Here is a 12,387-nt window from a genome sequence, read left to right on the forward strand (position 1 = left end):
ATGACATGAACGCACGCGACGAGGAACGGGCCGTGCTCGATGCCGCCATGCTGCGTCGCGCCCACGCCAGCGCGCTGGAACAAGGCCGCCCGCAGATGGCCGTGCTGCAGGAAACGGCGGCCCTGCCGCCCGAAGTCTTTTTGCGCCAGCTGGCCGCCCTGTTCCGTTACCCGGCCTGGACGATGGCCGAGCTGCAGGCCGCCTTGCCCGCGTTCGGCCTGCTGCCCTACACGGATTGCGCCCAGCGCGACTGCGTGCTGCTGCAGCCAGGCGTCCCCGGCGCGCCGCCCGTGCTCGTCATCGGCAACCCGTTTGCCGAAGACTTGCTGCAGTGGGCCGACTTCGCCCTGTCCACGCCCTTTACGGTGGCGCTGGCGCACCCGGACGACCTGGCCGCCTATCTGCTGCAGCAGGAAAGCGTGCAGCAGGCGATGCAGGAAATGCAGCACCAGGATGACGACAGTGACGTGCCGGGCCTGGACCAGAGCATCGAGGATATCTCGCTCATTCGCATCAGCGAAGACAGCAGCCCGGTGGTGAAACTGGTGAACTCCACCATCTACGACGCCCTGAAATTCCAGGCCAGCGACATCCACCTCGAATGTGACGTGGCCAGCCTCGTCATCAAATACCGCGTCGACGGCGTGCTGGTGCAGGCGGGCCAGGTGCAGGGGCTACAGATGGCCGAGCAGATCATCTCGCGCATCAAGGTCATGGCCGATCTCGATATCGCCGAGCGGCGCATCCCCCAGGATGGCCGCTTCAAGGTACGCGTGAAAGGGGCGGAGATCGATTTTCGCGTTTCCATCATGCCCAATATCTTTGGCGAAGACGCCGTGCTGCGCCTGCTGGACCGGCGCGCGCTAACGGAGGCGGCGCAGGCGCTGCGCCTTGAAAGCCTGGGCCTGAACGAGGACGCCATCGAGCAGATACGCCGCCTGGCCGCCAAGCCGCACGGCATGCTGCTGGTGACGGGCCCCACGGGTTCCGGCAAGACCACCACCCTGTACGCGGCCATCACGGAAATCAATACGGGGCGCGACAAGATCGTCACCATCGAGGACCCGGTGGAATACCGCTTGCCGCGCGTGCTGCAAATTCCCGTCAACGAAAAGAAGGGGCTGACGTTCGCGCGCGGCCTGCGCTCCATCCTGCGCCACGACCCGGACAAGATCATGATCGGCGAAATCCGCGACGACGAAACGGCGCAGATCGCCGTGCAGGCAGCGCTCACGGGCCACCTGGTGTTTACCACCGTGCATGCGAACAACGTCTTTGATGTGGTGGGCCGCTTCCTGCACATGGGCGTCGACGCCTACAGCTTTGCGGCGGCCCTGAACGGTATCGTGGCGCAGCGCCTGCTGCGCCTCAATTGCGCCCATTGCGCCGTCGACGCCAGCGCCGAGGTGCTGGCCGATGCGCAGCAGCTGCGCGACAGCGGCCTGGCCCTGCACCAGGTGCAGGACTGGCAGTTCATGGCAGGCAAGGGCTGCGGCCACTGCCGCGGCACCGGCTACAAGGGCCGCAAGGCCGTCGCCGAAGTCTTGATGCTCAGCGATGCCATGCGCGAAATGATCTGCACGCGCGCGCCCCTGAGCCAGATGAAGGAAGAAGCGGCGCGCAACGGTTTTCGCCTGGCGCGCGAAGCGGGCCTGGACCTGGTGCGGCGCGGCGAAACCACTTTAGCGGAGCTCAATCGTGTCACTTATTGAACGCCTTGCCCGCGCCACCGTGTGCCTGCACCTGGCGCCGCACGGGCTGCACGGCGTGCTGCGCCGCGCCGGCCGTCCCGTGGCGGACAGCGCCTTCCACCTGCCCATCGCCAATCCCGACGCCAGTTGGGAAGTGGCGCTGGCCGCCCTGCGCGGCTGGCTCGAACAGCATAATGAAAAAAAACTGCCGCTGGCCGTCAGCCTGGCCAGCCGCTGGTGCGCCATGCAAGTGGTGCCGTGGAGCGGCGCCCTGCTCGAGCGGGCCAGCGCGCAGCGCTTCCTGCATAGCCAGTTCGCCGCCGTGTACGGCGATGGCGCGCGCGGCTGGCGCCTGGCTGCGGACGACGCATCCTATGGCAAGCCGCGCCTGGCCTGCGGCATCGATGCGGCCCTGCTGCAAGGCGTGCAGGATGCGGCGGCCGCGCATGGCCGGCGCTGCCTGTCCATCGAACCCATCGCCGGACCGGCCTGGCGCAGCATCGCCGGCGGCAAACCCGCCGCCTTCGCCCTGGTGGAGGCGGGCCGGCTGCTGCTGGCAACGGCGAGCGGCGGGTGCATCACGGCCCTGCACAGCCAGTCCTGCGCCGCGGACTGGGGCGATGAACTGGACCGGGCCTGGCGGCGCTGGAACTTGCGCGCGCCGCAGCTTGACGCCATCGAACAGGTGGCGCTGATCGACTTGAGCGGTGTGCCGCAAACGAATGTGCCCGAACGCTTCGTGCCCATCGCCGTGGCCAGCGGCGCCCACCTGATGCGGGAGGCCGCATGGGCCTGAGCCGTCTGGAATTTTTGCCACCCAGCGCAATGCAGACCTTCAAGGGCTGGCGCCTGGCCCTGTGCCTGGCGGGCGGCTTGATGCTGCTGCCGGCCGCCGGGTACTGGCTGGTGCAGGCGCAGGAAACGCGGCGCCTGGAAGCGCAACTGGCGCAGCTGCAGCCCGCGCGTCCCGTGCGCGCGCCCCTGTCGGCGAGCCAGCAGCGCGAACGCGACCTCGAACTGAAACAGGTGGCCGCCGCCGTGCGCCAGCTCAACCTGCCCGTCACGCGCCTGATCAAGACGGTGCAGGCGCCGCGCGACGTGCGCGTGGCCCTGCTGGGGCTGGACCTGAACGCACAGCAGGGACAGGACGGTGCCAGCGTCCTGAAGATCGCCGCCGAGGGTGAAACCCCGCAGGACATGCTCAATTACCTGGCCTTCCTGAACCAGCAGCCGATGTTCAGCTCCGTGTATCTGCTCAAGCACGAGATGAATGCGAACGCCCCCGAACACCCTTACCGTTTTCAGCTGGAGGCGCAATGGCGGCAATAAAACCCGTGTTAAAAGCCGGCACGCCCGTGGCCCGCGCGCGTCTGCAGCTTCACGTGCCGCCGCGCCTGGCGTGGGAAACCACGCGTCTGTGGCGCATGCTGGGCTGGCCCAGCGCCATCGGTGCGGCCTGCCTGGCGCTGGCCGCTTTCGCCGTGCAGCAGGGTGATGCCCTGGCCGGAGGCCAGCAGCAATTGCGCGCGCAGCTGGCCATGATGGCGAAACAGGCGGCGCTGCCGTCGGCACCTGTCACGCTCGATGCGGATGCCGACAGCCTGGCCGCCTTTCACGCCTACCTGCCTGCGCATGACAGCATTCCCGAACAATTGAAGGCATTGCTGGAAGTGGCGCAAAAGAGCGGCGTCACCCTGGCCAAGGCCGACTATAAGCCGCAGGAAGACGGTAACACGGCCTTTTTGCGCTACCAGATCACTCTGCCCGTCAAGGCCGAATACGCGCAGCTGCAAACCTTTATCGTCGATGCCCTGCAGGCACTGCCCACCCTGACCTTGGACTCCGTGCTCTTCAAGCGCGAGCAGATCGAGGCGGGCGAAATCGACGCGCGCATCCAGTTCATCCTGCTGGTGAAGAAGGCGGAGGTGCGCCGATGAAAAAAGCCGTACTGGGAGCCGCCGCCGTGGCGACCTTGCTGGCCGCCCTCTTCGCGCCCGAGGACGAAGGCAGCATCGTGGGGCCGGCCACGGCCACGCCGCGCCACGTGGAGCGGGTGGCGCCAGTTCCCATCGCTGCCGCCACTGCAGCTGCGCAAACGAATCGCGCGCTGGCCATCGAACCGCGCCGGGGACTCGACGACGAGGAAGCGGCCACCCTGTTCGCCAAGCAAAGCTGGCAGCCGGAGACGCCAAAAAAGATCATGCTCGACCAGCAGGCGGCCCAGGCCGCGCTGCCCCCGGCCCGCGTCGATGCGAACGCGCCGCCACCGCTGCCATTTCAATTCCTCGGCCGCTTCGTCGACGAAGGCAAGGCGGCCTACTTCCTGCAAGCGGGCGAACGCAACGTGGTCGCGCGCCCCGGCGACACGCTCGAAGAGCGTTACCGCTTCGATGGCGTGGTGCAAGGCGCCCTGCAATTTACCTATCTGCCGCTCAACCTGAAACAGACACTCGCCGTAGGGGATCTCAATTGAAACGACGCGCCACACGTATGTCTCGTAATCTCATCACCCTGCTGCCGATGCTGTCCCTGCTGGCCGCCTGCGCCGGCAACCAGGCCTATAACGATGGCCAGGCCATGCTGGGCGCGGGGCGCACGGAACAGGGCCTGGCCCTGCTGGAACAGGCGGCGCAAGCCGAGCCGACCAACGCCAAGTACCGCATCGCCGTCACCAACGGCAGGATGCGCGCGCTGAACAACCTCAATGGCCGCGCCGAGGCGCTGCGCCAGCAGGGCAAGCTGCCCGAAGCACAGGCGCTGTACCAGCAGGCGCTGGCACTGGACGCCAGCAACGATGTGGCGCAGCGGGGCCTGGCCGGCGTGGCGCAGGACGAACGGCACCGAAAACTGGTGCAGGAAGCGCAGGCCAGCTACCAGCGCGGTGGCGAGGCGAATGTCGCGCAGGCGCAGGAAGCCTTGCGCCAGGTGCTGCAGGAGCGCCCCGCGCAGCGCGAGGCGCTGGCCCTGAAAAGCCGCATCGGCGAGACGCAGTCGAAAAGCCTGCCGGCCGGCGGCAAGCTGGCGGCCGCCTACCGCAAACCCGTCACCCTGGAGTTCCGGGACGCGCCCCTGCGCTCCGTATTCGACTTCATCAGCAAGGTGTCGGGCCTGAACTTCGTCTTCGACAAGGAAGTCGACCCAGCCTTGCGCGCCACGATCTCCGTGCGCGACACCAGCATCGAAGAAGCGATCGCCATGCTGCTGGGCGCGAACCAGCTGGAACAAAGCGTCACCAGCGACAAATCGATCACGATCTACCCGAACACGCCGCAAAAGGTGAAGGATTACCAGCAGCTCGTGGTGCGCACCTTCTTTCTGGCCAATGCCGACGTCAAGACGGTAGCGTTTTCCATCAAGACACTGCTCAAGGCCAAGGACGTCGTCACGGATGAACGCCTGGGCATCATCATGCTGCGCGATACGCCTGAAATGGTGCGCATGGCCGAGCGCATCATCAACGTGCAAGACCTGGCCGACCCGGAAGTGATGCTGGAAGTGGAAGTGCTGGAAGTCAAGCGCACGCGCCTGATGGAACTGGGCGTGCGCTGGCCGGACCAGGCCAGCCTGACACTGGCCGGTGCTGCAGGTATTACAGGAGGCCTGGGTGGCCTGAAAGTGGCCGACCTGCACCGCATCAATGGCGACAATATCAACCTGGGCATCGGCGGCGTCACCCTGAACGCCAACAAGACGGACAGCGACAGCAATATCCTCGCCAACCCGCGCATCCGCGTGCGCAACAAGGAAAAGGCCAAGATCCTCATCGGCGACCGTGTGCCCGTCATCACCGTCACGACGAATAACGGCGTCAGTTCCGACAGCGTCAACTACATCGACGTGGGCTTGAAGCTCGACGTGGAACCGAACGTCTACCTGGACGACGAAGTGGCCATCAAGATCAACCTGGAAGTGTCGAACGTCGTCAAGGAAGTGATCAGCAAGACGGGCACACAGGCATACCAGATCGGCACGCGCAGCGCGTCGACGGTCTTGCGCCTGAAGGATGGCGAGACGCAGGTGCTGGCAGGCCTGATCAGCGACGAAGACCGGGGCACGGCCAACAAGGTGCCGGGCGTGGGCGAACTGCCCGTGCTGAACCGATTGTTCGGCAGCCAGAAGGACGACGCCATGCGCAGCGAGATCGTGCTGTCGATCACGCCGCGCCTGCTGCGCAGCATCCGCCGCCCGGACCTGATGACGGCCGAATTCAATTCCGGCACCGAAGCATCCGTGGGCGGCCGCGCCAGCGTGGGCGGCTCCCCAGAGGCGATTGCCGCGCCGGAACAGGCTCCGCCGCGCGCCGGCTCGCCCATGACGGGCGGCGACGAAGCGCCCGCCGCCGGCGAAAAATCAGGCAAGGGCGGCCAGTGAAACCAAGGGGATTTACCTTCATCGAGCTGATGATCACCCTGGCCATCATGGCGACCCTGGCCACGGTGGCCGTGCCGATGGCGCAGGTGGCCTTGCAACGGGCGAAGGAGCAGCAATTGCGCAGCGCCCTGATCGAGATGCGCGAAGCGATCGATGCCTACAAGCGCGCTTCGGACAATGGCCGCATCAAGCTGTCGCTGGGCGCCTCCGGCTATCCGAAAAAACTCGATGAACTGGTCGAGGGCGTGCCCGACCAGCGCAGTCCCTCGAAGCAGAACATCTACTTCCTGCGCCGCTTGCCGCGCGACCCGTTCCAGCCCAGGGAAGAAGGCAGCGCCGCCGACAGCTGGAGCAAGCGCGCCTATGCCTCGCCGCCCGACAATCCCAGCGAAGGCGAGGACGTGTTCGATGTCGCCTCGCGCTCGACCAAGGTGGGCCTGAACGGCGTGCCGCTCAATCAATGGTGAACCCGATGCCTGCCTCTTCTCTACGCCGCGGCTTTACCCTGGTCGAACTGCTGGTGGTGCTGGCGATCATTTCGCTGCTGCTGACGATCGCCATCCCCCGCTATTTCGGTTCCGTGGAAAAATCGAAGGAAATCGCCCTGAAGGAAAACCTGCAGGTGCTCAGGAGCGGCCTCGATAAATACTATGCCGACAAGGGTGAGTATCCGGCCGCGCTGGCCGACCTGGTGACCCACCATTATTTCCGCAGCGTGCCGCTGGACCCCGTCACGGAGTCCGCCGCTACGTGGCAGCTGATCCCTTCGCCCAATGGCGAGATCGGCGGCGTGGCCGACGTGCGCAGCGGCGCCAAGGGCAAGACGCGCGAGGGCATTCCCTTTGAGCAGCTCTGATTTTCGACGCCGCGCACGGGGCTTCGCGTATATCTGGACCCTGATGCTGGTGGCCTTCATGGGCGTGGGCCTGGTGCTGGCCAGCGAATTGCATGCCACGGCCGCGCGGCGCGACAAGGAACGCGAGCTGCTGTTCATCGGCCATGAATTTCGCAACGCGCTGGGCCGCTACTACGACAGCACGCCGGGCGACGGGCGGCCCCGCTATCCATTGACCCTGCAGGAACTGCTGCGCGATCCGCGCTTTGCCAACGCCCGGCGCCATTTGCGCCGCGTATATGCGGACCCTGTCACGGGCAAGGCGGAATGGGGCGTGCTACGGCAGGAAGGACGCATCGTCGGCATCCATTCGCTGTCGCCGCAGCTGCCCATCAAGCAGGATAATTTTCTCGACGAAGACGCGAGCCTGCGCCGCAAGCAGCGCTACGCGGACTGGCACTTCACGTATCCGCACGACCTGGTGCTGGCCCCACCAGATGCGGCCGGCGGCGCGCCCGGGCTCAAGCCGAAAGGCGCGAACTGATATCATGCCCGCATTCCATATTCAGCATCGAGCAAAGGAGCAGGCATGAGCATAGGTGGCATTTCCATCGAACAGGCATTGGCATCGCTGTCGGACATGACGGGCGGCATGGTCGCCATCGGCAAGGACGAACATGCGCAACGCATCGCCAGGGCGCAAGCGTTCATGCGCCAGCAGGGCATCGCCGCCATCTACCTGAACGCGGGCGCCAACCTCACCTATTTCACGGGCACCAAATGGTATGCCAGCGAGCGCATGGTGGGCGCCATCCTGCCGGCCAGCGGCGACATCGAATACATCGCCCCCGCCTTCGAGGAAAGCACCTTGCAAGGCTTCATGCTCATCGAAGGCAAGGTCAATTGCTGGGAAGAGCATGAAAGCCCGTACCAGCTGTTCGTCAACGTGCTGGCGCGCATGGGCGTGGCGCAGGATTCGGCTGCCCCGCCGCGCGTGGGCATCTGCGAAAGCGCCGCCTTCTTCATCTACGACGGCATCAAGCCGCTGGCCGCCGGCTATGCGCTGGAAAACGCGCGCGCCGTCACGGCCTACTGCCGCAGCAGAAAATCACAGGCGGAAATCGCCCTGATGCAGCGCGTGATGGACATGACCCTGGCCGTGCACGTGGCCACGGCCAGCATGCTGTACGAAGGCATCACGACGGTGGAAGTAGAGGAATTCATCCAGCGCGCGCACCGCAAGGTGGGGGCGCCCCGCTCGTATTTCTGCATCGTGCTGTTCGGCGAGGCGACGGCCTACCCGCATGGCGTCAACTACGTGCAAACCTTGAAAGCGGGCGACACGGTGCTGATCGACACGGGTTGCCAGGTGATGAACTACATCTCCGACATCACGCGCACCTATGTGTTTGGCGCCATCAGCGAACGCCAGCGCAGCGTGTGGAACAGCGAAAAGGCGGCGCAGGCCGCCGCATTCGCGGCCGCCCAACTGGGCGTGCCCTGCGGCGACGTGGACCGCGCCGCCCGCGTGTCGCTGGAAGCAGATGGCTACGGTCCCGGCTACAAATTGCCGGGCCTGCCGCACCGCACCGGCCACGGCATCGGCCTCGATATCCACGAATGGCCCTACCTGGTGGGCAATGACACGACGCCGCTCGACGTGGGCATGTGCTTCTCGAACGAGCCGATGATCTGCGTCCCCGGCGAATTCGGCATCCGCCACGAAGACCATTTTTACATGACGGAAAACGGTCCGCGCTGGTTCACGCAGCCGGCGCACAGCATCGACGATCCGTTCGGGCTGCGCGCATAAGCCGGGTGTTGGATTACGCTGCGCTAATCCGACATCACCGCAACGCAAGGTAAGCCGCAGGAGTGCTGCGCGCGTAATCCGACGCCACAACGCCCTGCGCCAGCTTGAACACGGCCAGCGCCGTGCCCAGCTGCACGGCCTGTTCCTGCAGTGATTCGGCAGCCGCCGACGCTTCTTCCACCAGCGCGGAATTTTGCTGCGTCATCTGGTCCATGCTGCCGATGGCCACGCCGATGTCGCCGATGCCGGCGCTTTGCGCCTGGCTCGCGGCGCTGATCTCGGCCATGATGTCGGCCACCTTTTTCACGGAGTCGACGATCTGGCCCATGGTCAGACCCGCCTCGTCGACCAGCTTCGAACCGACGTTGACCTTGGCTACCGAATCGCCGATCAATTGCTTGATCTCGCGCGCCGCAGCCGCGCTGCGCTGCGCCAGGTTGCGTACTTCGGAGGCCACCACGGCAAAGCCGCGTCCCTGCTCGCCGGCGCGCGCCGCTTCCACGGCCGCGTTCAAGGCCAGGATATTCGTCTGGAAAGCGATGCCGTCGATGACGCCGATGATGTCGACAATGCGTTTCGAGGAATCATTGATCTCGCCCATGGTGGTGACCACCTGGCTGACCACTTGCCCGCCCTTCACGGCCACCGACGATGCCGACACCACCAGTTCGTGCGCCTGGCCCGCGTTGGCGGCGTTGTCGCGCACGGTGGAAGTCAGACTGTCCATGCTGCGCGCTGTCTGATCCAGGCTGCCCGCCTGCGATTCCGTGCGCGCTGCCAGGTCCGCATTGCCCTGAGCGATTTCCGCGCTAGCCACCTGGATGGTTTCAGCCGACGCCTTGATGCCGGATACCATGCCGGCCAGCCGGCCGCGCATCTCCTTCAGCGCCGCCAGCAGGCTGTCCTGGTCGCCCGCCTCGGTCACAATCTGCATCGAGAGGTCGCCATCGGCCACGGCCCGCGCGATCTGGCGCGCGTATTCGGGTTCGCCGCCCAGCTGCTGCCAGATGGCGCGCACGACGAAATGCGACACGGCCACCAGGCAGACGATGACGGCCAGCGCCACGGCGATGCTGGTATTGAGCGCATTGCGCACATTGGCCGCGCTGCATTCGATGCCCTGCTTGAACTGCAATTGCGCCTGTTCGTTGGTCTTGGCCAGGTCCGTGTTGAGCACGGCCAGCGCGCCCTGCATGCGCGCCACGGTCGCTTGCGGGTCGCCCTCTTCCATTTCCAGCATGATGCGCGCCGCGCTCAGTGCCGGCGCGTAATAGGCATCAAATTCCCTGGCCAGGCGCTGGCCCTGCTCGCGCTGGCCGGGAATCGCCGCAAAGGCGGCCAGTTTTTCGCGCAGCTTGACTGCCTGGCCGCCGACCTGGCCGATGCGCTCCTTGTCGCCTTCGCTGACGGCATCGCGCAAGGCGTCACCGACGGCGGCCACGTCCAGGGTCAGCGACTTGGCCAGGTCAAGCACCGGATAGTCGGCGCTTTCGGTGGCGTGGATGGAATTGAGCGTGGCCGTGGACAGATAGGCGCTGACGGCCAGGCCCAGTCCGAAAATCACGGCCGAGACGACAGGCAGCGCCCATATCTTGCGTTTGATGCTCATTGCTGTCTCCTGATGTATGTGTACCGGGCCGCCGCATGGCGCGCGGCCCGGGCCGGCTTTATGGCGCCGTCAGCACCACTTTGACGCTGCCGTCGACGGCACTCTTTTCGATATAGCCGATGGCTTTCGGATCGGCGGCCACGGCCTTCTTCACGTCGGCGCTATTCGCCACCTCCTTCGGCAAGGTGGCCTTGCCCGTGAAAACCAGCTTGGACCACAGTGCCTTGGCCTGCGAAGGTTCCTTGTCCGTCACCTTCTTGTAGAACTCGGCGCGCACGGGTGCGCTTTCCGGCTGGTCAACCGGCGTCATGGCCGTCGACTTACCGAGGAAGAATTGCGCCACCTGTTCATTCGTCATGGCGCCGGCGGCGCTCTTCGGATTGACCACCACGACCACTTCGGCCATGGCGGAAAAAGCGGTCGACAGCGCCAGCAAGGCAGCCGCAAAAATGTAAGGTTTCATGCGGCGCTCCTTAGAAAACGAAATCGATGGCGGCGGCAGCCACCGTGACGGGGCCATGGAATCCTGGCTTGGCTTGCACGAACAGGCCCGGGCCATTCTTCGGCTTGATGCGGTCGATCTGCACCTTCAGCGCGGCCGAACGGTGGAAATCCCAGCGCACGCCAATGCTGTCCGTCGATTGCTCGAGCTGGTTGCGCATGGTAGCCAGGGTGTCGACGCCGGCCGACAGCGCGCGCAGGGTCGGCGTGCAGGCGGCCGGATAGCCGGCAGGGCAGGATGCGGGCACGGTGTTGTTCACGCGGCCATCGGCCTTCAGGCTGGCGTGGCTGTAGTACGGCAAAAAGGCGCCGATGCGGTAGCCGCCCATCACGTACCACGAGGTGCTGTCGCTGACATAGCTGTCCGTCTTTCGCTTTGCATATTCGGACTGCAGCAGCACGTTGTTCCAGTCCAGGCCCAGGCCAACGGACGTGAAGGACGCCTTCTTGTCCTTAACTTCCAGCGCATCGGCCAGGGCGCCCAGCTGGGCGATCCTGTAGCCGTTGCCGGCCGCGCGCAGGCTGCCCATCAAGGTATTCAGGCTCGGCGAATCGTTGATCGTCAGCTTGGTCTCGGCACGGCCGAAGCGCACGGTGACGGGGCCATGCTCGGCCACCACGTTGAGGGCGACGATGGACTTGCCTTCCACCTGCACCGTCGAAGCGGGGCCTGTGGCCAGGGTGGCCTTGGTGCGGCCCAGCGCCAGCTGCGTGGTGATGCTGGTGTCGCCCGCGCTGAACTGGTAGGTGCCGTCGATGCCATCGATGCTGTTCAGCGGTACCTGCGAATACATTTCGCCGGGCGGGCGCAGCATGGTGTTGGCATAGCCGACGTTGCGGTAATCGGAAATCATGAAGACGGGCAGGCCCATGCGGCCGACGCGCACGCTGAAGCTGTCCGACACCTTGGCCTTGGCGAAGGCCCACGCCAATTCGGCGCCGAAATCGTCCTCGCCATCCTTGCGCGCCAGACCCTGCACGGTGGCCGACAGCCACGGGTTGACGGTGACATTGGCTTGCAGTCCCAGGTTGGAATCGACACCCGTGCGGGCTGTCTTGCTGGCGCCAGCCGCCTGGTTCGGGCGCGCGAACTGCGCATTGTCGGTATCGGCCATGGTCAGGGCGGCAGTGCCGTAGCCGCTGATCTTGACCGCAGGGCCCGTGGCCTCTTCGGCATAGGCATGGCTGATGGCCAGGGGCATGGCCAACAGGAAAATCAGGACGTGTTTATTCATAGTAATTAAATACCCGTAGCGGTGAACGTGGAGTGGGCTCGAGGTCGATGGCTCACCGGCCGTAAAAGGCCGGGTCCGTTTTTTCGCGCCGCCATCGCTTCGAGGAGCGTGCATGGCGGCGTGACCAGTGAGTAAAACCATGCTACAGAGAAAAGGTTTTACGTTGGAAAGTTTTCTTGCGGCAATGAGTGAATTCGCCCCTTTTCACGAAAAAAGCACGCGTTCTAGAGGGGTTTATCTAAATAGCACGCGGTGCAAAACCACACTTACGCTATATTTTTCATACACTTATGGATAATTCAAGAGAAGCCGAATAAAAAAACGCCGCCTGC

The 12,387-nt window shown here is 65.1% G+C and carries 13 protein-coding genes; 10 read left to right on the forward strand and 3 right to left on the reverse strand.

The window, feature by feature from the left end; genetic code table 11:
• Positions 1-5: 5 nt before the first annotated feature.
• From GYK42_RS03420 to GYK42_RS03465, 10 genes are read left to right on the forward strand one after another with little or no spacing between them, the layout of a single operon-like run.
• The gene (locus GYK42_RS03420; protein WP_166446347.1) at positions 6-1,712 is read left to right on the forward strand and encodes a GspE/PulE family protein; all 1,707 of its coding nucleotides are present in this window, start codon (positions 6-8) and stop codon (positions 1,710-1,712) included.
• Entirely contained in the window at positions 1,699-2,487 is a 789-nt protein-coding gene (locus GYK42_RS03425; RefSeq protein WP_166446348.1) for a hypothetical protein, read from the forward strand. The genes GYK42_RS03420 and GYK42_RS03425 overlap by 14 nt, the downstream gene beginning before the upstream one ends.
• Complete coding sequence (locus GYK42_RS03430; RefSeq protein ID WP_166446349.1) at positions 2,478-3,020, forward strand: hypothetical protein; 543 nt, start codon at positions 2,478-2,480, stop codon at positions 3,018-3,020. Before GYK42_RS03425 ends, GYK42_RS03430 begins: the two co-directional genes overlap by 10 nt.
• On the forward strand, positions 3,008-3,628 hold the full coding sequence (pilO, locus tag GYK42_RS03435; protein ID WP_166446350.1) for a type 4a pilus biogenesis protein PilO: 621 nt from the start codon (positions 3,008-3,010) through the stop codon (positions 3,626-3,628). Before GYK42_RS03430 ends, pilO begins: the two co-directional genes overlap by 13 nt.
• Positions 3,625-4,164 carry a hypothetical protein gene (locus GYK42_RS03440; RefSeq protein ID WP_166446351.1) on the forward strand — a complete coding sequence of 180 codons (540 nt, stop codon included), beginning with the start codon at positions 3,625-3,627 and terminating at the stop codon, positions 4,162-4,164. The genes pilO and GYK42_RS03440 overlap by 4 nt, the downstream gene beginning before the upstream one ends.
• Before the next feature lie 17 nt (positions 4,165-4,181).
• Positions 4,182-6,062 carry a secretin and TonB N-terminal domain-containing protein gene (locus GYK42_RS03445; RefSeq protein ID WP_166446352.1) on the forward strand — a complete coding sequence of 627 codons (1,881 nt, stop codon included), beginning with the start codon at positions 4,182-4,184 and terminating at the stop codon, positions 6,060-6,062.
• Positions 6,059-6,529 (forward strand): type II secretion system protein, encoded by a 471-nt coding sequence (locus tag GYK42_RS03450; RefSeq protein ID WP_346768053.1) that lies wholly within the window; start codon positions 6,059-6,061, stop codon positions 6,527-6,529. The genes GYK42_RS03445 and GYK42_RS03450 overlap by 4 nt, the downstream gene beginning before the upstream one ends.
• 5 nt (positions 6,530-6,534) lie before the next feature.
• On the forward strand, positions 6,535-6,918 hold the full coding sequence (locus GYK42_RS03455) for a type II secretion system protein (RefSeq protein ID WP_166446353.1): 384 nt from the start codon (positions 6,535-6,537) through the stop codon (positions 6,916-6,918).
• Positions 6,905-7,441, forward strand: coding sequence for a type II secretion system protein (locus GYK42_RS03460; RefSeq protein WP_240943422.1), 537 nt, complete (start codon positions 6,905-6,907; stop codon positions 7,439-7,441). The genes GYK42_RS03455 and GYK42_RS03460 overlap by 14 nt, the downstream gene beginning before the upstream one ends.
• Positions 7,442-7,486: 45 nt before the next feature.
• The gene (locus GYK42_RS03465) at positions 7,487-8,710 is read left to right on the forward strand and encodes a M24 family metallopeptidase (protein ID WP_166446354.1); all 1,224 of its coding nucleotides are present in this window, start codon (positions 7,487-7,489) and stop codon (positions 8,708-8,710) included.
• 34 nt (positions 8,711-8,744) lie between these two features.
• Here the strand turns inward: GYK42_RS03465 and GYK42_RS03470 are convergent, their stop codons facing one another.
• The 3 genes from GYK42_RS03470 to GYK42_RS03480 are packed head-to-tail and all read right to left on the reverse strand — an operon-like array spanning position 8,745 to position 12,055.
• Positions 8,745-10,319 (reverse strand): methyl-accepting chemotaxis protein, encoded by a 1,575-nt coding sequence (locus GYK42_RS03470; RefSeq protein ID WP_166446355.1) that lies wholly within the window; start codon positions 10,317-10,319, stop codon positions 8,745-8,747.
• A gap of 58 nt (positions 10,320-10,377) precedes the next feature.
• Complete coding sequence (locus tag GYK42_RS03475) at positions 10,378-10,782, reverse strand: hypothetical protein (RefSeq protein WP_166446356.1); 405 nt, start codon at positions 10,780-10,782, stop codon at positions 10,378-10,380.
• A gap of 10 nt (positions 10,783-10,792) precedes the next feature.
• The gene (locus GYK42_RS03480; RefSeq protein WP_166446357.1) at positions 10,793-12,055 is read right to left on the reverse strand and encodes a hypothetical protein; all 1,263 of its coding nucleotides are present in this window, start codon (positions 12,053-12,055) and stop codon (positions 10,793-10,795) included.
• Positions 12,056-12,387 lie beyond the last annotated feature (332 nt).

The sequence above is a fragment of the Janthinobacterium lividum genome (genome assembly GCF_011601275.1).
Lineage (GTDB): Bacteria > Pseudomonadota > Gammaproteobacteria > Burkholderiales > Burkholderiaceae_D > Janthinobacterium > Janthinobacterium lividum_E.

Bases quoted from the DNA above. Each gene is read 5' to 3' on its own strand.
- GYK42_RS03420 (WP_166446347.1), top strand. From the start codon at position 6: ATGAACGCACGCGACGAGGAACGGGCCGTGCTCGATGCCGCCATGCTG.
- GYK42_RS03430 (WP_166446349.1), top strand. From the start codon at position 2,478: ATGGGCCTGAGCCGTCTGGAATTTTTGCCACCCAGCGCAATGCAGACC.
- pilO (WP_166446350.1), top strand. From the start codon at position 3,008: ATGGCGGCAATAAAACCCGTGTTAAAAGCCGGCACGCCCGTGGCCCGC.
- GYK42_RS03440 (WP_166446351.1), top strand. From the start codon at position 3,625: ATGAAAAAAGCCGTACTGGGAGCCGCCGCCGTGGCGACCTTGCTGGCC.
- GYK42_RS03445 (WP_166446352.1), top strand. From the start codon at position 4,182: ATGTCTCGTAATCTCATCACCCTGCTGCCGATGCTGTCCCTGCTGGCC.
- GYK42_RS03455 (WP_166446353.1), top strand. From the start codon at position 6,535: ATGCCTGCCTCTTCTCTACGCCGCGGCTTTACCCTGGTCGAACTGCTG.
- GYK42_RS03465 (WP_166446354.1), top strand. From the start codon at position 7,487: ATGAGCATAGGTGGCATTTCCATCGAACAGGCATTGGCATCGCTGTCG.
- GYK42_RS03470 (WP_166446355.1), bottom strand. From the start codon at position 10,319: ATGAGCATCAAACGCAAGATATGGGCGCTGCCTGTCGTCTCGGCCGTG.
- GYK42_RS03475 (WP_166446356.1), bottom strand. From the start codon at position 10,782: ATGAAACCTTACATTTTTGCGGCTGCCTTGCTGGCGCTGTCGACCGCT.
- GYK42_RS03480 (WP_166446357.1), bottom strand. From the start codon at position 12,055: ATGAATAAACACGTCCTGATTTTCCTGTTGGCCATGCCCCTGGCCATC.